Below are 19,578 nucleotides of genomic sequence, written 5' to 3'. Positions count from 1 at the left end.
AGATGAGCGACGGAATTTTTATCGGCGGTGGCGGGATCGATTACAAAGAACCGCAACAGCTTTTGCTGAAATACGGCAACCGCCATGGGATGATTGCAGGGGCCACCGGCACTGGAAAAACCGTCACGTTGCAAATTCTGGCAGAAGGGTTCTCTAACGCGGGCGTTCCTGTTTTCTTGTCTGACGTCAAAGGGGATCTGTCGGGACTTGCCAAAGCTGGGTCAGCAGAGGGCAAGCTGCACGCTCCATTTTTGGCACGCAATGAGACGATCAATTTCACGTCCTTCCTATATGAGAGTTTTCCCGTCACTTTTTGGGATCTCTTTGGTGAGCAAGGCCATCCCATTCGCACCACCGTTGCCGAAATGGGCCCGCTTTTGTTGTCACGGATGTTACAACTGACCGATGCCCAAGAAGGCGTGATCAACATCGCGTTTAGGGTTTCCGACGAGCAAGGCTGGCCATTACTGGACCTTAAAGACCTGCAAGCCTTATTGGTTTGGTGTGGTCAAAACGCTGATGATCTGAGCCTGCGGTATGGCAATGTCTCATCAAGTTCCATCGGCGCTATCCAACGTGGTCTCTTGGTGCTTGAAAACCAAGGCGGTGATAAATTGTTTGGCGAACCGGCGCTGGACCTGTCCGATATCATCCGCACTGATGCCGACGGGCGTGGGCGTATTTCGGTTTTGGCAGCGGATAAATTGATGTCTTCGCCAGGTCTTTATGCGACGTTTTTACTGTGGCTCTTGTCTGAGCTGTTCGAAGAGCTGCCAGAGATCGGCAATCCTGATAAACCCAAATTGGTGTTCTTTTTTGATGAGGCACATTTGCTGTTTGATGATGCGCCCAAAGCGCTTGTCGATAAAGTGGAACAGGTGGCGCGTTTGATCCGGTCCAAAGGCGTTGGGGTTTATTTCGTGTCACAAAACCCCGCCGATGTGCCGGATGATATTTTGGGCCAATTGGGCAATCGCGTTCAACATGCGCTGCGGGCGTTTACAGCGCGCGATCAAAAGAATCTTGAGCGTGCTGCCGAAACATATCGGATCAATCCACGCTTTGACATTGAAGAGGCGATCAAATCGGTTGGCACCGGCGAGGCTGTAACATCGATGCTACAAGCCAAAGGTGTGCCATCAATTGCGGAACGCACGCTTATTCGTCCTCCGTCGTCACAGCTTGGACCTTTGAGTGCGCTGGAGCGGGCAGGGGTGATTGCCACTTCACCGATAGCGGGCAAATACGAGACCGTTTTGGATCGCGAAAGCGCGTTTGAGCTTTTGAGCAAACGTGCTGATGAGGCCGCAAAAGCCGCACAAGAGGCAGAGGCAGCAGAAGAGGCTGCAGAACGCGCAGCCAAAGAGGCCAAAGCCGAGGAAAAACACCGCGCAGATCTGGAGCGCGAGTTCAAAAAAGCGCGCCGATACGAGACCAAATCCTATGGGAAATCGTCATCGCGTCGGTCTTCTGCATCGGATTCGATTGGGGAATCTGTCGCCAATTTGGTGATTAAGGAGCTAAAAGGCACCACAGGCCGGCGCATCGTACGCGGTATCTTGGGCGGGCTCTTTAAGGCACGTTGAGGCTTATCTGTCAGACGAATGGCAGCCAGAAACTGACAGCCATAAATCGAACGGCCAAAATGAAAAGATGCGCAGCTTAACAGGCGCGCATCTTTATATTTTCAATGTGTTCAGTGATTTACTTCATGTTTGCGAGAACGCGGTCACGCTGTGCGGTGTAAATGTTGTCTGAGCGGCCAGACCAACCAGATGTTGCCTCCATAGAGGCTTCTGCCGATGCGCGGATATCAGCGAAAAGGCTGTCGTCCATGTAACCATCAAGAACCTCTTTAGACGCTGAACCGAAGGCATCCCAAACATCGTCAGAAAACGCCATGATTTGTGTTCCGCCAGCGATAAGACGCTCTAGTGCGGGGCCATTGTTCGCCATGAATTGAGCAAAGCTACTTTGATGAGCGGAACTTGCAGCCACTTCGATGGCCCGCTGTTGCCCTGCAGTCAGATCATTGAAGACGTCCAAGTTCGTAGCAATGGTCATCGCAGCACTTGGCTCGTGGAATCCCGCTGGGTAGTAGAAGTCACAGACTTCTTGAAGCCCGAGCTTTTCATCTGCCCAAGGGCCGATCCATTCTGTGCCGTCGAGCGCGCCAGTGGAAAGCGCTTGGTAGATTTCACCGCCCGGAATGGTTTGTACAGAGGCGCCGAGTTTCGAGAGTACTTCGCCGCCAAGACCAGGAATTCGGAATTTTAGGCCTAGGAAATCATCTGCAGAATTGATTTCTTTGCGGAACCAACCGCCACCTTGCGCCGCTGTTTGGCCAGCAATGAACGGTTTCAAGCCGAATATTTCACCAAGCTCGTGGTGCTTTTGCATGCCGTCAGCACCGTAATACCACGTCGTCATTTCTGGTGTAGACATGCCGAATGGAACAGTTGTGAAGTAAGCCCAAGCTGGATGTTGGCCGACGAAATAGTAATCCGCACTGTGGTACATGTCGGCTTGACCGGCTGTGACGGCATCGAAGACTTCAAGACCGCCGACCAATTCGCCAGCCGCTTTGGGTTCAATCGTCAGTTGGCCGTCGGAAATGTCAGTGACGGATTTTGCAAAGGCTTCAACAGCGTCCCAAACGCCCGCAAAACCGCGTGGCCAGCTTGTGACCATTGATAAAGTCCGTTTGCCTTGTGCGTATGCGGGGGCTGCCAATGTTGTGGTTGCTACTGCGGACGCGCCACCAAGAGCTGAGGTTTTCAAAAAAGAACGGCGATCCATGTGTGATTTCCTTGTGATAAATAGATATAAGATTCAAAGCGGTACTGCGAAGAATGAATCTTTTGATGGGTATCGATTTAAAATTTGGAAATAAACAACCAAGACTGCATAGAATGTATGCATATTTTACATGTCTATGCGATTTTGCTGCCTCAGGATTACAGTGTGTTGAACAGTTTGCTCAGACGCTGTGCCTCATCGGCCAATCCCCAAGGCGTATTCACGATAAACATACCTGATCCGATCATGCCATGCCCCTCGCGTGCTGGGGGGAAACGCACCTCGTGATGCAGCACGTCTGGCAGATCGAGCCCTAGCAACATATCCGTCATGGGTTTGTGCGCGCCGCCCTCTAAGATCGGATACCACAGTGCAATAATGCCGACATTCCACTTGCGGTGCAGCTTTTCAATAAAGCTCGGCAAAATGTTGTAATCGGATTTCATTTCATAGGGCGGATCGATCAGGCACAAGCCCCGACGCGGGGTAGGCGGGCAGACACTTTGCGCGAAAGCCATGCCGTCCTGTTTGAGCATATGCAGACCCACATATGAGTTCGAGCTGCGCATCGATGTCTGTAAAAGTTCAAATTCCGCAGGATGCAGTTCGGCCAGATGCATATTGTCATCATCGCGCAACAAGGCCTGTGCCAGTGCGGGCGACCCTGGATATATGCTTTTGCCTTGAGCGTCTGAAATGGTTTCGCGCGCGCGGCTATAAGGATGGTCAGGCTTGAACCATTTGGCGACCTTTAAGATGCCAGCCTCTGCTTCGCCTGTCTTTTGCGCTTGTGAACCTTGCAGATCATACAGACCGCGCCCCGCGTGCGTTTCAATATAGGACAGCGGTTTGTCTTTGCGGGTGAGGTATTCGATCATCACCGCTAATAAGGCGTGCTTTTGCACATCTGCCAAATTGCCCGCGTGAAACCCGTGCTGATACGACAGCATTATAAACCTCGGCGCAAAGGGCGCACTTTCAGTGTTGAAAGGCGATTGTCTTTGCGTGCGACCACTTCAAAGCGGTGTCCGTGGAACGAGAAAACTTGTCCAGCTGTGGGAATCATTTGAGCCTCGTGGATGACCAGACCTGCCATGGTGTTGGCCTCGTCATCTGGCAGGTTACATTCTGTGGAGCGATTAAAGTCGCGGATGGTCATTCCACCGTCGACGACCCAGCCGCCTTCCTTGGATTTAACGGGCGCATTTTCGGATTGGTCAAATTCGTCTGTTATTTCGCCGACGATTTCCTCCAAAATATCTTCCAATGTGATCAAGCCTTGTAGTGCGCCATATTCATCAACGACGAGCGCAAAATGGGTTTGGCGACGCAAAAATTGACGCATTTGATCATCAAGCGTTGTGGTCTCGGGTACGAAATAGGGCTCCATCGTTACGCCCATGACATCGAATGCCGCAAATTCTGTATCGCCCATCGCATCGACACGTTCGGCATACATGCCACGCAACAGGTCTTTGGCATGGATCACGCCGACGATGTTTTCAGGGTCATCACGGTAAAGCGGCAAACGTGTGTGCGGCGATTTCAAACAGGCCTCAAGCACATCACGTGGCGGGGTATCTGCATCAATCATTTCGATTTTCGAACGGTGAAGCATGATTTCCTCAACAGTGCGCTCGCCTAAATCCAGCGCACCAAGCAGGCGATCCCGATCTTCTTTCTCAACAGCGCCCTCGACGTGGCCCAATGCAATCGCGCCCGCGATTTCGTCTTTTAACGCCAAGAAATGACTGTCCGGGTCGGTTTGAACGCCAAACAAACGCAACATGCCACGCACCAACATGCGCACAAAGCTCACCACTGGCGAAAAGATCAACACAACAGCCGAAATGGGTTTTGCCACCCGAGCGGCCGCTGTTTCAGGATTGGTGATGGCATAGGTTTTGGGCAAAACTTCTGCAAAAACAAGCACAAGGCCGGTCATAACTAAGGTCGCCAATGCCACGCCGCTTTCGCCGAACACCCGTGTGAACAGCGCCGTCGCCAAAGAGGTCGCAAGGATATTCACAAGGTTATTGCCCAGCAAAACCGACCCGATCAGACGTTCGTTGTCTTCGGTGACATCCAAGGCTTTTTGCGCCCCCTTTGCGCCTTTATCGGCTTGCGCGCGCAGTTTCCCGCGCGAGGCAGCCGTCAAAGCCGTTTCAGACCCCGAAAAGAACCCTGACAACACAAGCAAGCCAAAGATGGCAGCGGATGTCATCCAAAAGGCGGCGTCAAGCATGGTGATGTCCATAGGTCAGGCTCCAATTTTCACAGGGGGCGACAAGGTGCAATGTCGGTGCAAGGTGTTGTGCATCGTTATGGGGCCGCACCGCACGACGCGCAAGGGATGGGCCAGTCTCAGACGCAAATTCGATCAATATTTTTATGTGTCAGCTAGAGGGTGATGGGTCAGCACCAATTCCTTGAGACGCTCATCCAACACATGGGTATAAATCTCAGTGGTCGACAGATCCGCATGACCCAAAAGTGTCTGGATCGCCCGCAAATCGGCCCCATGTGCCAGTAGATGCGTGGCGAATGCGTGTCGCATCACATGTGGGGTGACTTTGTCTGGCGACAGGCCAGCCTGTATCGCGATCTCTTTAATCAGTTGATAAAAGCCCACGCGTGTTAAATGCCCAGATTTGGCGCGTGAGGGAAAGACAAATGGGGATGGCTTTTTACCCTTTTCAAGGCGTGCGATGTCTTCTGCTGCGTCGCGGTGGACCAACCAATCCGTCAACGCGCTGCGTGCTGGTGCAGACAAGGGCACCATCCGTTCTTTATCGCCTTTGCCGCGTACCAAAATCATTCGTGGGTCGCCGCGTACGGCCGATATCGGCAACTCGACCAATTCTGACGCCCGCAGACCCGTTGCGTAAAGCACTTCGATCAAACAGGTATTGCGCGCACGATCATAAGCGGTTTTGCCCATGCTGCGGGCCGCCGTCAAAAGCGACGATACCTCATCTTCGGATAGGGTTTTGGGCAGGCGTTTGCTGCGCCCTGGTCCGCGAATTTGCAACGTGGGATTCTCTGTGCGCCAGCCTTCTTCAAAGGCAAAACGGTACAGTTGCTTGATAGATGACAAACGGCGCGCCCGTGTGGATTGCGCTAAACCTTCTGCCTCGCAAGCGACCAAATAGGATTCTATCTCGGCGCGTTCCGCTGTCTCAAATGAGCGACCTTGACGCCCAAGCCAGTCAGAAAACCCGAGCAAATCACGCCCGTAAGACAGTCGCGTATTCTCGGCGGCCCCAAGTTCAGCCGCTTGGGCTTCGGCGTAAAGCGAAATCCAATTGTGGTCTGCACTCATCCGCGGCGTTCCAATAATAATATCTCAAGCGCTGCGCGGCGTGCCGTGGCCTCTAACCCGACAGCCCTGAAAAACTGCAACGCATCCGTCAACTCGTCCAAATCGCCAGTGGCCCCACCTTCAAGCAATTCGATGGCGCGCAAAATTGCCTCGCCCAATCGATTGCTTTGCACCAACCCGCTTAGGCGCACTGGGATACCCGTATTGCGAAACCCATCAACGATAGCACGTTTGCGCGCCTCAAATATGCGTTCTGAGGGAACTTCTCCCAATGCAATGTCGCGCGCGAATGCGGCGTTTTTGGACAAAGGCTTGTCCCAGTTGGCGGCGATGATTTCGTAAGACGGCGAGAGCAGCGCCACTTCAAATGCAACATCGGCGGCCTTTCCCGCAAGCGGTGCATCGCTAAGTTTTTGCGCGAACAAATCGGCAAAAACGATTTGCAGCCCAGATTCGCCCATCTCAGTCCAGACACGACCAAGGCTATGCGAAACGCCGTTGGGATCACCTGTGTTCAGCGCGGTCTCAAACCGTTGTAATGCTTCAATTCTATCCCAAATCCCCCCCGATGCAGCGGGCAAATGTTCTGACCAGATACCAAGCCAGCGATTGGGCGTCAGCGCGCCAACGCGGGCCAAACGTTCGGCAGCGGTTGCGCGTACTTTCCAGCCTGCGGTTTGGCGCAAATCCGATTGCGCAAAGGCAAGCGGCAAGGATTGCGTGGGGATAGGTTCGCCAATCGCATCCATCATCGTAAATATCAGCGGGGTCGGGGCGTCAGGAATCGGCAAGGCGGGCTCGCCTTCGAACAGTTCGGGGTCTAAAAACCGCGCCAATAGGTTGCCGTCGTCTATAGAAATCAGCCCCAAGGCGGTGCTGGTTTCCAGTGTCAGCGCGGCGGCGCGCCAATCACCGTCTCGCGCAAGACAAAAAATCCGTGTCGGCAAAGCGGGGGACAGCCCGCGCGTGGTTTTGAGCTGTGCGCAGGCTTCGCTTTCGGTGCCCATCAACAGTTTGGCGTCAAATGCGCGTCGAAAGACTTCTGGTTCATCTGATCCAGCGCGCTGCATCAATGCGTCGGCTTCCTCAATCAAGCCTTGCGACAACAAAGCATCCACGCGCGCGAGAAACAATCGTCCATCATTTTGCATCCCTAAAGGCGGGTCGAGCTCGGCCAAGATAAGCGTATTCAACAACCGTCTTGAGGCTGGCAACAGATCGGAATTTTGGGAAATAGACGTCAATCTGCGGCTGAGATCCAAAGCTTTGGACGCCCCCCAAAGATCGCGTGGCAATCCAGTTTGGGCGGTGCTGAGCAAGCCAACAGCGTCGATGCGCGGCGCATCTATCGGGCCTGATGTGACGTCCTCTGGCAGTGCGTTTTCGGAAATATCATCACGCGTCGATGGGGTCGGCACAAGAGCGGTTGGTGTGGCGCGGGGCGCGTCAAGCGACTGTGTTAGCCAGTTGATGGCCGACAGAGGCTTATCCGAAACAGCGTCTTGGGCGATCCCTTTTGTGGGGCCCCCAAGGTTCAGCAGCAAGGCCAAAGCTGTGCCGGTCAAAAGCGTCCAACGTGACAAGGGCCCGCGTGATGGTGTCACAGCGCGCGCGTGAACTGCGGTCGCTTGGCCCCCAAAGATGGTCATTGCCATGCCTATTGCAACGAGAGCGTCACGGGCAGGCTGACGTCTGCGCGGGTTGGTGATAAATCCCCGACATAGGCAAAGGCCACAAATCCGATTGTACATAACGCCAGCGTCATGATCAAAAGTCGTCCTAAAAATTTTCGCATCGATTGCCTCCTTTTGCCCAGTCTTTTATTTAGTATGACTGGTTTTTTGTCGCTATGACATGTTTTCCTATATTTATATATGGAATTTCCGACAATATCACGTCATTGAGGCATACAAATGAATGTGAGCAAGAATTTGCCATGCGGCGCACCCGCAAAGACACTGGGGAAAACATGTACAAAGGGTTGGACAAAACAGTTGCACTCGTGGGGATGATGGGCGCAGGAAAAACGGCTGTTGGCAAAGCGATCGCACAGATCCTTGAGGTCCCATTTTTGGACTCGGATGCTGAGATCGAACGTGCCGCTGACCGAACCATTGCAGAAATTTTTGAACGCGATGGCGAGGCGTTTTTTCGCAGCAAAGAAACCCAAGTGATCACGCGTTTGTTGGAAGACGAGCGCTGCATTCTGTCCACCGGCGGCGGCGCGTTTATGAGCGCTGAGAACCGCGAAACCATAGCAGCCCAAGGGGTTGCTGTATGGCTGAAGGCCGATGTGGATATTCTATGGCAGCGTGTACGCCATAAAAACACGCGGCCTTTGCTGCAAACGGATAATCCGTTCGAGACGCTTAAATCATTGGCCGAAATGCGTGATCCAATTTACGCAATGGCGGGCATCGTTGTGGATGCCGAGCCCAGTTTAAGTATCGAACAAATGGCCCAAAAAGTTGTGGATGCATTGGTGGCGCATGGCGGAATTGTAAAGGACAGCAAATGAGCGATATCGCATCAATCGAGACTTTGGGAACTTTTCAAACCGTGCATGTGCCGCTTGGAGATCGCGCCTATGATGTGCGCATTGGCGAGGGCTTGGTGGCCGTGGCAGGCGCACATATTGCACCGCTTTTGGGTAAGAAAAAACGTGTTTGTGTGATCACCGAAGAAAATGTCGCTGCTTTGCATTTGGGCACATTGCGCAGCGGTTTGGCTGCGGCGGGCATCGAAATGGAAGCGCTTGTTTTGCCTGCGGGTGAAAGCACGAAATGCTGGGCTGAACTGACCAAATCCGTCGAATGGTTACTCGCGCAAAAGGTCGAACGTAACGATGTTGTGGTTGCTTTTGGCGGTGGTGTGATTGGTGATCTGGCGGGCTTTGCGGCCTCTATTTTGCGGCGCGGCGTGCGCTTTGTTCAAATTCCGACCTCTCTTTTGGCCCAAGTTGACAGCTCTGTTGGTGGCAAAACCGGTATCAATTCACCCGATGCGGGCAAAAACTTGATCGGTGCTTTTCATCAGCCGTCATTGGTCTTGGCCGATGTGTCCGTTCTTGGCACTTTGACGTCCCGCGATTTTCTATCGGGCTGCGGTGAAGTTGTGAAATACGGGATGCTAGGCGACGAGGCGTTTTTTGAATGGCTTGAGGCAAATGGGCCTCTAATGGCCTCTGGCGATATCGCCGCGCGTACTTATGCGGTGAAACGATCCGTTGAAATGAAGGCTGAAATTGTTGTACGCGACGAGACGGAGCAGGGTGATCGGGCTCTATTGAATTTGGGACATACCTTTTGTCACGCTTTGGAAGCCGCCACGGGATACTCTGATAGATTGCTGCACGGCGAAGGCGTGGCGATTGGCTGCGCTTTGGCTTACGAACTGTCCGCGCGTCTGGGGCTGTGCTCGCAGGAAGCCCCAAGTCGCGTGCGCGCACAGATCAAGGCTATGGGCATGAAATGCGATCTAAAAGACATCGAGGGTGATTTACCGTCAGCCGAGGCACTGGTCGATCTGATGGCGCAAGACAAAAAGGTGCTGGATGGTCAGTTGCGCTTTATTTTGGCACGTTCCATCGGAGAAAGCTTTGTGACATCGGACGTTCCACGCGAGGCTGTTCTCAAGGTAATCGAGGACGGTCTGCGCGCACGTTAGGCCTTTAAAGTGCCGAAACTTAACAAGAAAGAGCCAAGCCTTAACAAGACTTAGCGCGAGAAAAGCCCTTTTCGTTTCGGTTTTTGCGCTTTGATGTGTTTTTGCAAATCTGTGAAACCGCCAATTTTGACGCCATCGATAAAGATCAGCGGTGTTGTCGTGATGTGATGTTTGTCTTTGAAGGCATCTGTTTCATGACGCGTGCGTAAGACATGGTCTTCGACGTCAAAACCGTTGCTTTGAAGCAGATTTAACGCCGCAGTGCCATAGCCGCAGGTGTAATTCGGCAAATCCATACGGTGAAGAACGGCTTTGGGCTGTTGGCGGTCTTGGCTTTGTGCTGTCATGTGCGTGTTCCTTTTGTTGCCTTAGATAAAGGGCGCATCACAGGCCATCACAACCCCTATGGCGTTCACATATCTGTGCGTTCTGTGTGCCTTTCACAATATCCTTGCACACTAAAAAAGGGCCAGCGTATGCCAGCCCTATTTTCAAGATATCGATTTGAAGTGATCAAGCGCGTTGCTTTTAGAACGGAATTTCGTCGTCATCCATGCTGGAGCGACCGCCACCGGCTGGCGCAGAAGACCCACCATCACCATAGCCGCCTGAGGACGCGCCTTGATCGTAACCGCCAGAGCCGCCACCATAGTTACCGCCGCCCCCTTGGCCGCCTTCGCTGCGTCCGTCAAGCATTGTCAAAACACCGTCAAAGCCTTGCAGAACCACTTCTGTTGAGTAGCGGTCAGCGCCAGATTGGTCTTGCCATTTGCGGGTTTGCAATTTGCCTTCGATGTAAACTTTTGAACCTTTGCGCAGATATTGTTCAGCGATGCGCACAAGACCTTCTTGGAAAATCGCGACAGAGTGCCATTCGGTGCGCTCTTTGCGCTCTCCTGTGGTTTTGTCTTTCCAAGTGTCGGATGTCGCGATGCGCAGGTTGCACACTTTGCCGCCGTTTTGGAAACTACGCACTTCGGGATCGCGTCCCAAATTGCCAATGATGATCACTTTGTTGACCGAACCCGCCATATCGCGTCTCCCGTTAGATTCTCGTTTGGTCTGTTACACCATCCCACGCGGCAGTTTGAAAGGGAAAAAGCGGCGGATCGGCGCTCTTTGCCGATGTCTGGGCTTGGAATGTGACGTGCTGCGTCCTATATTGCGCCGGTACTTATGGTGGACGATTTTATATGACCCTTGCGACCAAGCTTTGCGCCACTTCTATAGCTGTGACGAGTTTTTTTGCCAGTGTTTTGGTTGGCACCTCTGCACAAGCCGAAGATCTGATCTTTGGCACAAAATCGCGCGGGTCGATTTATGCGTTTCAATTGAGTGTCTTAGATGGGCGTGCCAGCGAACAGTATTCTGGATCAGTGTCCCTTAGGCCCACGACCGCCATGATTCCTGGGGCATCGGGCTTGCCCTATTCTGGATCTTATAAAGGTGAATATTTGGCTGTCGCGCGCAGTATCGCGCAGCGTAACAACGTTCCGCCCGATCTGTTTTTGCGCCTCATTCAGCAAGAAAGCGGCTGGAATCCACAGGCAAAATCACACAAAGGCGCGTTGGGGTTGGCACAACTGATGCCGCAAACCGCAAAAACCTTGGGCGTAAACCCAAATGATCCGCATCAAAACCTAGAAGGTGGCGCACGGTATTTGCGTCAGATGTACAATAAATTCGGCACATGGCGTTTGGCCTTGGCCGCTTATAACGCGGGGCCGGGCGCTGTTGAAAAATACGGTGGCGTGCCGCCTTATAAAGAAACCAAAAACTATGTGCGTGTGATCTGGGGCAGCTAGTATCATACCGCCAAGCATGTTGCCCTATCTGGCTTAGGCCGTAACCACCTTTTAATCTGCTTTGCGAAAAGCACTTGGTGTCAGGCCTGTTTGCTTTTGAAACGCCCGCGTGAAGTAAGCAGGCGAGTGAAACCCAAGGCTTTCGCTGATGGCTTTCACAGGATATTTTGTTTCTTTAAGCATACGACGCGCTTCAAAATACACCCGATCCGCAACAATGGCCGAAGCCGGACGCCCAGAAGCAATATTGCAGGCTCGCGATAAATGCGTGGCCGTTACACCCAAGGACGCAGCGTAATCGCTTACACTGTGCGTTTGTTTGAAATCTTGTTCCACCAAAGCTGTGAAGGCCGCCGCCAAACGCCGCGAGGCATCAGGCGTCATATCGTAATCGGGCATGTTTTCGATCTGGCGCTCAAGCCAAACAGAAATCAAACCCGCTTGTAAAAACAGGGCGCGATCTTTGTTGGACCCATCGTGATCTATCTCGCGGGCGAGATTTTCGATCATATGAGTGACTTCGTTTTGTTGCGCCAAGTCCGAAAACCGCATGTGAAGTGGTTCCTCGGGCAGATTGAGCGCGGGATCATCGGCAAGATGTACGATAAATCCATACACTTGGCCAATAGGTTCAAAGCCATACATCGTATGCTTCGGTAAAAATATCAGATTGTGTCCACCAAACCCACGGGTGACTCCTGAAACAGTGAGCCGCCCTTGGCCGCGTGTGAACCACAGTAATGTTGGCGAACGGTGGCTGCGCATCGCTTCTGTACGCCATTTGGTGTTCGGCGCTGACATGCGCGCCAAAGGGGTCACGCGATAGGCGGCAGGCATCGGGATGTCCGGCGCATCGTTAGACTGATTGCGCGCGCTTGCTAAGCGCGGGTGTGATTTTGACTCAACCTCACCAATGGGCGCTGTCTGGAAAATTTTTGTCGCCATAAGGACGCTACATGCCTGTTTTCTTATTCACTGGCGTCAGTTTAGACCGTGACCTCATAAGGTCAATCAAGTTTTTCTTTTAAAACAATGCGATATGGTCTTTATCTTGTGTGCCGCAATAGGTTGTTAGGGCAGCGATATCTTGTGGTATTGCTTCATGCGCGCTCTAAACCAAGTGCGCTGACGCTTGGCAAATTGACGCGTTGCAATGGTTGCGGCCTCTTGCGCGGCGTGCAACGTCATCTTTCCTTGCAGATAGGCGATCAATTCAGGCGCGCCGATGGCCTTTGAGGACGGCAGTTTTGGATCCCAAGTTGCCAAATTGGCCTCAACTTCCTCTAGAGCGCCTTCATCAAGCATCATCTGAAACCGCCGCGCGATTCGTGCGTTCAGCCAGTCTTTATCTGCATCCATAACGATGGGGTAGGCGCTGTTCAAAGCCAATGCGGGCGGCGGTGTCATGGCTTGCCATGCGGCCAAACCACAGCCCGTGGCGCGCAAAACTTCCCACGCGCGCTGCACCCGCATGGGGTTCAAGCGATCGATCTTTTGCGCGGTTTCAGGGTCTTCGGCGTCCAAATCGGCCAAAAGCCCCAAATGATCGCCTTCATCTGCGCGCCGCGCATTGCCTGTGGCGCGAATGTCGTCCGGCGTGGGGGGGATTTCGACCAAGCCTTCTGTAATCGCTGAAAAATATAGCCCTGTACCACCGACAAAAATAGGGCGTTGAGGGCCAGACAAATAGGGCACAGCTTCACGCAGCCAATGACCGACGGAATAGCCAAAGGTGCCGTCTACATGACCATATAACGCATGAGGGGCGCGGGATTCGTCGTCTGTGCTGGGGCGGGCTGATAATACACGCCAATTATCAAAGACTTGCAGCGCATCGGCATTGACAATCACGCCCCCTTGGGTCTCGGCAATCTCAAGCGCCAAAGCGGATTTTCCAGAGGCCGTTGGCCCTGCAATCAACACGGGTTGATCGGGGGACATGTTTGCCAAGTGCCTTGATATTTGCGCGGATAAAGACATGCGAAGCCCTTAAAGTTAAGACGAGACAGGCCGCCAAAGGCCGGTCCGCGATATTTATGTGCGAGACCATCAACTTTTTGGCACTGGCTCATTGAATATTGCTGAGAATTGGCGCATTTTGCGAAAAATCAGCGGACACATTAGGGGATACCTCATGAGCGATCAGGATCAAGGCCAAACCAGCAAGAAATATAAGCGGGTGATGCTTAAAATCTCTGGAGAGGCGCTGATGGGGGACCAAGGGTTTGGTCTGCATCCGCCAACCGTTGAACGTATCGCACGCGAAGTGAAAACGGTTCATGATATGGGCGTCGAGATCTGCATGGTCATTGGCGGCGGCAATATTTTCCGTGGGCTGCAGGGCTCTGCGCAGGGTATGGAGCGCACCACGGCCGATTACATGGGCATGCTGGCCACCGTTATGAATGCGCTTGGAATGCAAGCCGCCATGGAAGATTTGGGCATCCACACACGGGTGATTTCCGCGATTACGATGAATGAGGTTGCCGAACCCTACATTCGCCGCCGTGCCGTGCGCCACTTGGAAAAGGGCCGCGTTTGTATTTTTGCCGCTGGCACAGGCAACCCGTATTTCACCACCGACACTGCCGCGACGCTGCGGGCCAATGAAATGGCCTGTGAAGCGATTTTGAAAGGCACCAAAGTCGACGGCGTTTACGACAAAGACCCAGCCAAACACGCCGATGCCGTACGCTATGATAACGTCACTTACGATGAAGTTTTGGCCCAGCATTTGAATGTTATGGATGCCTCTGCCATCGCATTGGCCCGCGACAACGATTTGCCAATCATCGTGTTCTCTTTGGATGAACCCGGTGGGTTCAAAGGTATCTTGGCAGGCGAAGGCACCTATACAATCGTCAATTGATTGATTTGACAGATTGAGAGGCTGTGATGGTCTAGGGCGATGTTGCGCGATATGCGCAGCTTGCCCTGAACGCGCAGCCTCTATACAACATCATTCAGACCGCTGAACCACACGAAACACATACCATTACAACCGAGGCCGCGAACACTATGTCCGAAGATTTCATGCTTGATACCGATGATCTGTCCAAACGTATGGATGGCGCGATTGCCAACTTGCGTGTCGAACTGGCGTCTTTGCGCACCGGACGCGGGTCTGGTTCTATGCTTGAGCCGATTATGGTCGATGCTTACGGATCTATGACGCCGATCAACCAAGTGGGCACAGTCAATGTGCCAGAGCCACGTTTGGTCACCATCAATGTGTGGGACAAAGGTCTTGTGGGTAAAGTGGAAAAAGCCATCCGTGAAAGTGGTTTGGGCATCAATCCGCAGCTCAACGGCACGATTATTATGCTGCCAATCCCTGAATTGAACGAAGAACGCCGCCGCGAATTGACCAAAGTGGCCGCTGGCTACGCCGAAAGCGCCCGTGTGTCTGTGCGCAACATTCGTCGTGATGGCATGGATCAGATTAAGAAAGCCAAAAACGATGGCATGTCTGAGGATGATCAAAAAATCTGGGAAGACGAAGTCCAAGAGATGACCGATATCCACATCAAAAAAGTGGACGAGACCGTTGAAACCAAGCAAGCAGAAATTATGCAGGTTTAACGCGCTTTAGTGTATTTTTCTTGGATCTGCGCAGGGGCTGGATATCAGTGCGGGTCTTTGGTTTTATGTCCATACGGTGTCAATTACGGCCTCACTGGACACTTTAGGAGACCTTAGGTTGATGTCCAACAGTCAAACTGGCCCAAAACATGTCGCCATTATCATGGACGGCAATGGTCGCTGGGCCCAGATGAAGGGGAAACCCCGACTGTTTGGGCATCATGCAGGTGCCAAGCGCGTGAAAGAAATCGTGCGGGCTTGTCCTGATGTGGGTGTGAAATATCTGACGATATTTGCCTTTTCGACAGAAAATTGGAAACGCACCCAGACCGAAGTTTCTGGTCTTATGTCCTTGTTTCGCCGTTATATCACCGGCGAAATGAAGGACCTCGTCGCTGAAGGCGTACGCGTACGCTTTATCGGGGATCGCCCGCGCTTAGACGCGAAACTGATCAAACTTATGGATGGTTTGGAAGAGGCGACATCACAAAATGATAAGGTTCATTTGACCATTGCCTTGAACTATGGCGGTCGTGATGAAGTGGCGCGTGCTGTCAAAGAAATGGCGCGTGATGCGGCTGCGGGCACACTTGATGCAGAAACTGTCGATGAAACCACCTTGGCTGGCTATCTCGACACGCGTGTTTTACCCGACCCTGATTTGGTGATCCGCACCTCGGGCGAGGCGCGTATTTCCAACTTTTTGCTCTGGCAATCGGCCTATTCTGAATATGAGTTTATCGACACGCTTTGGCCTGACTTCACCAAAGACGTATTTGCTGACTGTATCGCGCGTTACGGCGTGCGGGACCGCCGCTTTGGTGGCGTGAAAGCATGAGCGCGCAAAGCCCAAAGCCCGCACGCAATTGGCGTGACCTCGGACCGCGTGTGGCCTCTGCCGCCGTGATGATTGGCGTTGGCATTCTTGTGATCATTTCTGGCCATATCGCTTTTGAATTACTTTTGGCGGTTCTCGCGCTTATCGGCGTTTGGGAATTTTACAAAATGGCACGATTTAAAGCCGATGTGACAGGTTTGATTGCAGAGGATTTCTATGCCCTCGGGGCTTATTTTATTCTTTTTGTGCTAGGGCTTGCTGGGCTTTGGGCTGTGTCATTTCTCACTGGACCAGCGGGATTGATTTTCGTCGTGTCTTTGGTGGTGGCCACAGATTCCATGGGCTATTTTGTAGGGCGTACTCTTGGTGGCAAAAAGTTTTGGCCAAGTGTTAGCCCTAAAAAAACATGGTCAGGCGTGCTTGGCGGTTGGGTTGGCGCGGCCTTGATCGCCTTGATTGCTGTTTTGTTTTTACGGTTAGATCTGCGCGAAGGCTTAATAATCATAGGGTTTGCAATCATCTTGTCTTTTGCATCTCAATTGGGTGACATCGCGCAAAGTGCGATCAAACGCCGGATGGGGGTCAAGGACAGTTCAAACATCATCCCTGGTCATGGCGGTGTTTTGGACCGCTTTGATGCGCTTTTGGCTGTCGGGGCTGTGTTGTTTTTCTTGCGCCTTGTGACATGGACCATGTGGGGCGCGTCTTGAAACGGATTTCTATTTTCGGTGCAACGGGCTCGATCGGCCAATCCACCATCGACCTGATTAAGCGTGATAAAGCCTCGTATGACGTTATTGCGCTTACAGGGGGCGCAAATATCACGCAATTGGCTCAAGATGCCCGCGATCTGTCTGCTGATATTGCCATCACGGCCTATGAAGAACATTTGCCAGCGTTGCGCGATGCGCTCTCGGGCACTGGCATTGAAGTGGCCGCAGGGCAGGCGGCACTGGTAGAGGCTGCCGCACGCCCCGCCGATTGGATCATGTCGGCGATTGTCGGCGCAGCAGGGCTTGCGCCAGGGTTTGAAGCGCTCAAACATGGCACCAGTCTGGCTTTGGCCAATAAGGAAAGCCTTGTCACGGCTGGACCGCTGTTGCTGGCTGAGGCCGCAAAACATAAGGCCCGAATCCTGCCAGTGGATTCCGAGCATTCCGCTGTGTTCCAAGCTTTGGTTGGCGAACAGATTTCTGAGGTCGAACGGGTGATCATTACAGCTTCAGGTGGCCCGTTTCGCACGTGGTCAGCCGAGCAACTCAAAGACGCGACTTTGGCGCAGGCTTGCAAACACCCGTCATGGGATATGGGACAAAGGATCACGATTGACAGCGCTTCTATGTTTAATAAAGCATTGGAAATCATTGAAACAAAAGAATACTTTGGGATTTCTTCTGACCAAATCGAAGTCATCGTTCATCCTGGCTCCTACATTCATGCATTGGTCGGGTTTAACGATGGCGCGCTGATGGCGCATATGGGCGCGCCTGATATGCGTCACGCCATCGGATACGCGCTGCACTGGCCTGAACGCCGTGATTTGCCAGTGGAACGCCTTGATCTGGCCAAGCTCGGATCATTGCAGTTTGAAGCCCCCGATGAGGTTCGCTTTCCTGCGCTGCGCCTTGCGCGCGAGGTGATGCAAACGGGTGGATTGGCAGGGACCGTGTTCAACGCCGCCAAAGAAACCGCGCTCGATCTGTTTATCGCAGGAGACATCGGGTTCACTGATATGGCGGTCATGGTCGAACGCGTCCTCGCGCAAATGTCACCTGATTTGGGCCATCAAGATGTCCAAATCACTCTTGATATGGTGTATCAAGCCGACGCAGAAGCCCGTGCACGGGTGCTGTCCTTGCAGGCTGGGGCCTAAACGCATAGCGTTCGACGCAATATAACGGGTCAAAAGAGCCCCAATTACAGTAATACAGGACGTTTTTAGACAATGAGCAGTCTCTTATCTCTCTTCGGTGGCGGTCTTTTCACGGTGGTGGTGTTCATCATCGCGCTGTCGATCATCGTCGCGATCCATGAATATGGTCACTATATTGTTGGCCGTTGGAGCGGCATCAAAGCGGATGTGTTTTCAATCGGCTTTGGCAAACCGCTTTATCAACGCACTGACAAACGCGGCACTGTGTGGCAATTGGCGGCCATTCCTTTGGGCGGCTATGTGAAATTTGCGGGCGATGCCAATGCGGCTTCGGCCCCTGATAGTGCCTCAACAGAGGGTCTGTCTGACGAAGAACGACGTCACACGATGCACGGCGCCCCCTTGTGGGCACGCACGTTGACTGTGCTGGCTGGTCCGATGTTCAATTTTATCTCGGCTGCGATTATTTTCGTGTTTTTGATGATGTTCTACGGCCAAGTGCAAGACCGTTTGATCGTTGACGACATCACCGATTTACCAAGTGAAATTGGTTTGATGGCCGGCGATGAATTGCTGACCATTGAGGGGCTTGATGTGCCCGATGTCTCTGGCGTTGGAAGCTTTTTCCAAGACTTGCCTCGCAAGGATGCGCTTGAATATACGGTGTTGCGCGATGGCGTTGAGCAGACTGTGGCAGCGCCGCACCCATTCCCTGTGCTGGTCAATACCGTTCAGATTAAATCCGCAGCAAAACGCGCAGGTATTGAAGCGGGTGATGTGATCATGACCGCGGATGGCGAGTCTTTGCCAACGTTTTTCGACCTACAAGACGCTGTAAAAGCCAAAGAGGGGGCAGATATCGCGCTGGAAGTTTGGCGCGATGGTGAAGTGTTACAGATGACGCTCGCCGCCTTATCACGCGATATTCCCTTACCAGAGGGCGGGTTCGAAAAACGCTGGTTGATTGGGATTGAAGGTACTTACTTTTTCTCGCCCGCAACGGAAACCATGCCCCTTGGCAAAGCCATCGTGACGTCGGTTGAGCAGGTGTGGACCATCATCGTGATGTCCCTGTCTGGGATCGGCCATATGATCACGGGCGCGATTTCGACCTGCAATATGTCCGGGGCGATTGGCATGGCGCAATTCGTGGGCAGTGCGCCGACGATCGCGGACTATATTGGAAAAATTGCCTTTATTTCTGTCGCCATCGGCTTGTTGAATCTATTGCCTATTCCCGTTTTGGATGGGGGGCATTTGGTGTTCTACGCCTATGAAGCTGTGCGCGGTAAACCTTTGCCTGAAAAAGCCGTCAACGTGATGATGATGGTGGGTATGGCATTGATATTATCGATGATGGTGCTGGGGCTTGGCAGTGATTTATTTTGCAAATAGGCACAGGCCAAGACTGCAATAGATGAATAAAACTTTAAGGGCCGCCAAGTGCGGCCCTAATCTTGCCATATTCAGTCAGTATTCCTCTTGATCAGGGTGCAAGCCCAACTAATTTTTTTGGCATACCCTAAGGCATCGACAAAACGACAAGAGGTCAGTCATGACAACGATCATCGCAAGCTATAAAGGGCTGTCAATGTTGGCGCGTTTGAATGGGGACCGTCTACTGTATGGTGCCACAATCGCTGTGGCCTTGGTGGCTGGATCCATTTTCGGAACCATGTTTTTGTAACAGAAT

The 19,578-nt window shown here is 52.7% G+C and carries 21 protein-coding genes; 11 read left to right on the top strand and 10 right to left on the bottom strand.

The annotated features are described in order from the left end of the window. Positions 1–2 precede the first annotated feature (2 nt). Positions 3–1,586, top strand: a complete 1,584-nt coding sequence (locus KO503_RS12405; RefSeq protein WP_215991866.1) for a helicase HerA-like domain-containing protein — start codon at positions 3–5, stop codon at positions 1,584–1,586. A 118-nt stretch (positions 1,587–1,704) separates the two neighbouring features. Here KO503_RS12405 and KO503_RS12400 read toward each other — a convergent pair whose 3' ends face one another. The 6 genes from KO503_RS12400 to KO503_RS12375 form a co-directional block, all read right to left on the bottom strand. After that, the gene (locus KO503_RS12400; protein ID WP_215991865.1) at positions 1,705–2,799 is read right to left on the bottom strand and encodes a TRAP transporter substrate-binding protein; all 1,095 of its coding nucleotides are present in this window, start codon (positions 2,797–2,799) and stop codon (positions 1,705–1,707) included. A 158-nt stretch (positions 2,800–2,957) separates the two neighbouring features. Beyond that, positions 2,958–3,749 carry a 23S rRNA (adenine(2030)-N(6))-methyltransferase RlmJ gene (locus KO503_RS12395; protein ID WP_215991864.1) on the bottom strand — a complete coding sequence of 264 codons (792 nt, stop codon included), beginning with the start codon at positions 3,747–3,749 and terminating at the stop codon, positions 2,958–2,960. Beyond that, positions 3,749–5,056, bottom strand: a complete 1,308-nt coding sequence (locus KO503_RS12390; protein ID WP_215991863.1) for an HlyC/CorC family transporter — start codon at positions 5,054–5,056, stop codon at positions 3,749–3,751. Before KO503_RS12390 ends, KO503_RS12395 begins: the two co-directional genes overlap by 1 nt. Positions 5,057–5,188: 132 nt before the next feature. Next, the gene (locus KO503_RS12385) at positions 5,189–6,121 is read right to left on the bottom strand and encodes a site-specific tyrosine recombinase XerD (RefSeq protein WP_215991862.1); all 933 of its coding nucleotides are present in this window, start codon (positions 6,119–6,121) and stop codon (positions 5,189–5,191) included. Further along, on the bottom strand, positions 6,118–7,770 hold the full coding sequence (locus tag KO503_RS12380; protein ID WP_215991861.1) for a hypothetical protein: 1,653 nt from the start codon (positions 7,768–7,770) through the stop codon (positions 6,118–6,120). Before KO503_RS12380 ends, KO503_RS12385 begins: the two co-directional genes overlap by 4 nt. Before the next feature lie 8 nt (positions 7,771–7,778). Beyond that, complete coding sequence (locus tag KO503_RS12375; protein ID WP_215991860.1) at positions 7,779–7,916, bottom strand: hypothetical protein; 138 nt, start codon at positions 7,914–7,916, stop codon at positions 7,779–7,781. A 141-nt stretch (positions 7,917–8,057) separates the two neighbouring features. Between KO503_RS12375 and KO503_RS12370 the strand changes: the two genes are divergently transcribed. Continuing rightward, on the top strand, positions 8,058–8,639 hold the full coding sequence (locus KO503_RS12370) for a shikimate kinase (RefSeq protein ID WP_215991859.1): 582 nt from the start codon (positions 8,058–8,060) through the stop codon (positions 8,637–8,639). Then, the gene (gene aroB / locus KO503_RS12365; protein WP_215991858.1) at positions 8,636–9,787 is read left to right on the top strand and encodes a 3-dehydroquinate synthase; all 1,152 of its coding nucleotides are present in this window, start codon (positions 8,636–8,638) and stop codon (positions 9,785–9,787) included. Before KO503_RS12370 ends, aroB begins: the two co-directional genes overlap by 4 nt. Before the next feature lie 50 nt (positions 9,788–9,837). Here aroB and KO503_RS12360 read toward each other — a convergent pair whose 3' ends face one another. Then, positions 9,838–10,134, bottom strand: a complete 297-nt coding sequence (locus KO503_RS12360) for a glutaredoxin family protein (protein ID WP_215991857.1) — start codon at positions 10,132–10,134, stop codon at positions 9,838–9,840. A gap of 181 nt (positions 10,135–10,315) precedes the next feature. Further along, positions 10,316–10,819 carry a single-stranded DNA-binding protein gene (ssb, locus tag KO503_RS12355; protein ID WP_215991856.1) on the bottom strand — a complete coding sequence of 168 codons (504 nt, stop codon included), beginning with the start codon at positions 10,817–10,819 and terminating at the stop codon, positions 10,316–10,318. 161 nt (positions 10,820–10,980) lie between these two features. Here ssb and KO503_RS12350 point away from each other — a divergent pair, with 161 nt between their 5' ends. Beyond that, positions 10,981–11,592, top strand: coding sequence for a lytic transglycosylase domain-containing protein (locus KO503_RS12350; protein ID WP_215991855.1), 612 nt, complete (start codon positions 10,981–10,983; stop codon positions 11,590–11,592). A 51-nt stretch (positions 11,593–11,643) separates the two neighbouring features. Here the strand turns inward: KO503_RS12350 and KO503_RS12345 are convergent, their stop codons facing one another. Beyond that, positions 11,644–12,429, bottom strand: coding sequence for a helix-turn-helix domain-containing protein (locus tag KO503_RS12345; RefSeq protein ID WP_252731065.1), 786 nt, complete (start codon positions 12,427–12,429; stop codon positions 11,644–11,646). A gap of 234 nt (positions 12,430–12,663) precedes the next feature. Continuing rightward, positions 12,664–13,572 carry a tRNA (adenosine(37)-N6)-dimethylallyltransferase MiaA gene (gene miaA, locus KO503_RS12340; RefSeq protein ID WP_215991853.1) on the bottom strand — a complete coding sequence of 303 codons (909 nt, stop codon included), beginning with the start codon at positions 13,570–13,572 and terminating at the stop codon, positions 12,664–12,666. Positions 13,573–13,726: 154 nt separating this feature from the next. Here miaA and pyrH point away from each other — a divergent pair, with 154 nt between their 5' ends. The 7 genes from pyrH (at position 13,727) to KO503_RS17925 (ending at position 19,572) form a co-directional block, all read left to right on the top strand. Further along, positions 13,727–14,461 (top strand): UMP kinase, encoded by a 735-nt coding sequence (pyrH, locus tag KO503_RS12335; protein ID WP_215991852.1) that lies wholly within the window; start codon positions 13,727–13,729, stop codon positions 14,459–14,461. A 149-nt stretch (positions 14,462–14,610) separates the two neighbouring features. After that, on the top strand, positions 14,611–15,174 hold the full coding sequence (frr, locus tag KO503_RS12330) for a ribosome recycling factor (protein ID WP_215991851.1): 564 nt from the start codon (positions 14,611–14,613) through the stop codon (positions 15,172–15,174). 121 nt (positions 15,175–15,295) lie between these two features. Further along, the gene (locus tag KO503_RS12325; RefSeq protein ID WP_215991850.1) at positions 15,296–16,012 is read left to right on the top strand and encodes an isoprenyl transferase; all 717 of its coding nucleotides are present in this window, start codon (positions 15,296–15,298) and stop codon (positions 16,010–16,012) included. Beyond that, positions 16,009–16,722, top strand: a complete 714-nt coding sequence (locus tag KO503_RS12320) for a phosphatidate cytidylyltransferase (RefSeq protein WP_215991849.1) — start codon at positions 16,009–16,011, stop codon at positions 16,720–16,722. Before KO503_RS12325 ends, KO503_RS12320 begins: the two co-directional genes overlap by 4 nt. Then, on the top strand, positions 16,719–17,885 hold the full coding sequence (gene dxr / locus KO503_RS12315; protein ID WP_215991848.1) for a 1-deoxy-D-xylulose-5-phosphate reductoisomerase: 1,167 nt from the start codon (positions 16,719–16,721) through the stop codon (positions 17,883–17,885). Before KO503_RS12320 ends, dxr begins: the two co-directional genes overlap by 4 nt. 72 nt (positions 17,886–17,957) lie before the next feature. Further along, positions 17,958–19,280: an RIP metalloprotease RseP gene (gene rseP / locus KO503_RS12310; protein ID WP_215991847.1), complete on the top strand. Its 1,323-nt coding sequence runs from the start codon at positions 17,958–17,960 to the stop codon at positions 19,278–19,280. A gap of 160 nt (positions 19,281–19,440) precedes the next feature. Further along, a complete protein-coding gene (locus tag KO503_RS17925) occupies positions 19,441–19,572 on the top strand; it encodes a hypothetical protein (protein ID WP_290122940.1) in 132 nt (43 codons plus the stop codon). The last annotated feature ends 6 nt before the right edge of the window (positions 19,573–19,578 follow it).

Source organism: Pacificibacter marinus (genome assembly GCF_018860505.1).
Taxonomy (GTDB): Bacteria; Pseudomonadota; Alphaproteobacteria; order Rhodobacterales; family Rhodobacteraceae; genus Celeribacter; species Celeribacter marinus_B.
This window is presented reverse-complemented; position numbering and strand designations above follow the sequence as displayed.

Bases quoted from the DNA above. Each gene is read 5' to 3' on its own strand.
- KO503_RS12405 (WP_215991866.1), top strand. From the start codon at position 3: ATGAGCGACGGAATTTTTATCGGCGGTGGCGGGATCGATTACAAAGAA.
- KO503_RS12400 (WP_215991865.1), bottom strand. From the start codon at position 2,799: ATGGATCGCCGTTCTTTTTTGAAAACCTCAGCTCTTGGTGGCGCGTCC.
- KO503_RS12395 (WP_215991864.1), bottom strand. From the start codon at position 3,749: ATGCTGTCGTATCAGCACGGGTTTCACGCGGGCAATTTGGCAGATGTG.
- KO503_RS12390 (WP_215991863.1), bottom strand. From the start codon at position 5,056: ATGGACATCACCATGCTTGACGCCGCCTTTTGGATGACATCCGCTGCC.
- KO503_RS12385 (WP_215991862.1), bottom strand. From the start codon at position 6,121: ATGAGTGCAGACCACAATTGGATTTCGCTTTACGCCGAAGCCCAAGCG.
- KO503_RS12380 (WP_215991861.1), bottom strand. From the start codon at position 7,770: ATGACCATCTTTGGGGGCCAAGCGACCGCAGTTCACGCGCGCGCTGTG.
- KO503_RS12375 (WP_215991860.1), bottom strand. From the start codon at position 7,916: ATGCGAAAATTTTTAGGACGACTTTTGATCATGACGCTGGCGTTATGT.
- KO503_RS12370 (WP_215991859.1), top strand. From the start codon at position 8,058: ATGCGGCGCACCCGCAAAGACACTGGGGAAAACATGTACAAAGGGTTG.
- aroB (WP_215991858.1), top strand. From the start codon at position 8,636: ATGAGCGATATCGCATCAATCGAGACTTTGGGAACTTTTCAAACCGTG.
- KO503_RS12360 (WP_215991857.1), bottom strand. From the start codon at position 10,134: ATGACAGCACAAAGCCAAGACCGCCAACAGCCCAAAGCCGTTCTTCAC.
- ssb (WP_215991856.1), bottom strand. From the start codon at position 10,819: ATGGCGGGTTCGGTCAACAAAGTGATCATCATTGGCAATTTGGGACGC.
- KO503_RS12350 (WP_215991855.1), top strand. From the start codon at position 10,981: ATGACCCTTGCGACCAAGCTTTGCGCCACTTCTATAGCTGTGACGAGT.
- KO503_RS12345 (WP_252731065.1), bottom strand. From the start codon at position 12,429: ATGCCTGCCGCCTATCGCGTGACCCCTTTGGCGCGCATGTCAGCGCCG.
- miaA (WP_215991853.1), bottom strand. From the start codon at position 13,572: ATGTCTTTATCCGCGCAAATATCAAGGCACTTGGCAAACATGTCCCCC.
- pyrH (WP_215991852.1), top strand. From the start codon at position 13,727: ATGAGCGATCAGGATCAAGGCCAAACCAGCAAGAAATATAAGCGGGTG.
- frr (WP_215991851.1), top strand. From the start codon at position 14,611: ATGTCCGAAGATTTCATGCTTGATACCGATGATCTGTCCAAACGTATG.
- KO503_RS12325 (WP_215991850.1), top strand. From the start codon at position 15,296: ATGTCCAACAGTCAAACTGGCCCAAAACATGTCGCCATTATCATGGAC.
- KO503_RS12320 (WP_215991849.1), top strand. From the start codon at position 16,009: ATGAGCGCGCAAAGCCCAAAGCCCGCACGCAATTGGCGTGACCTCGGA.
- rseP (WP_215991847.1), top strand. From the start codon at position 17,958: ATGAGCAGTCTCTTATCTCTCTTCGGTGGCGGTCTTTTCACGGTGGTG.
- KO503_RS17925 (WP_290122940.1), top strand. From the start codon at position 19,441: ATGACAACGATCATCGCAAGCTATAAAGGGCTGTCAATGTTGGCGCGT.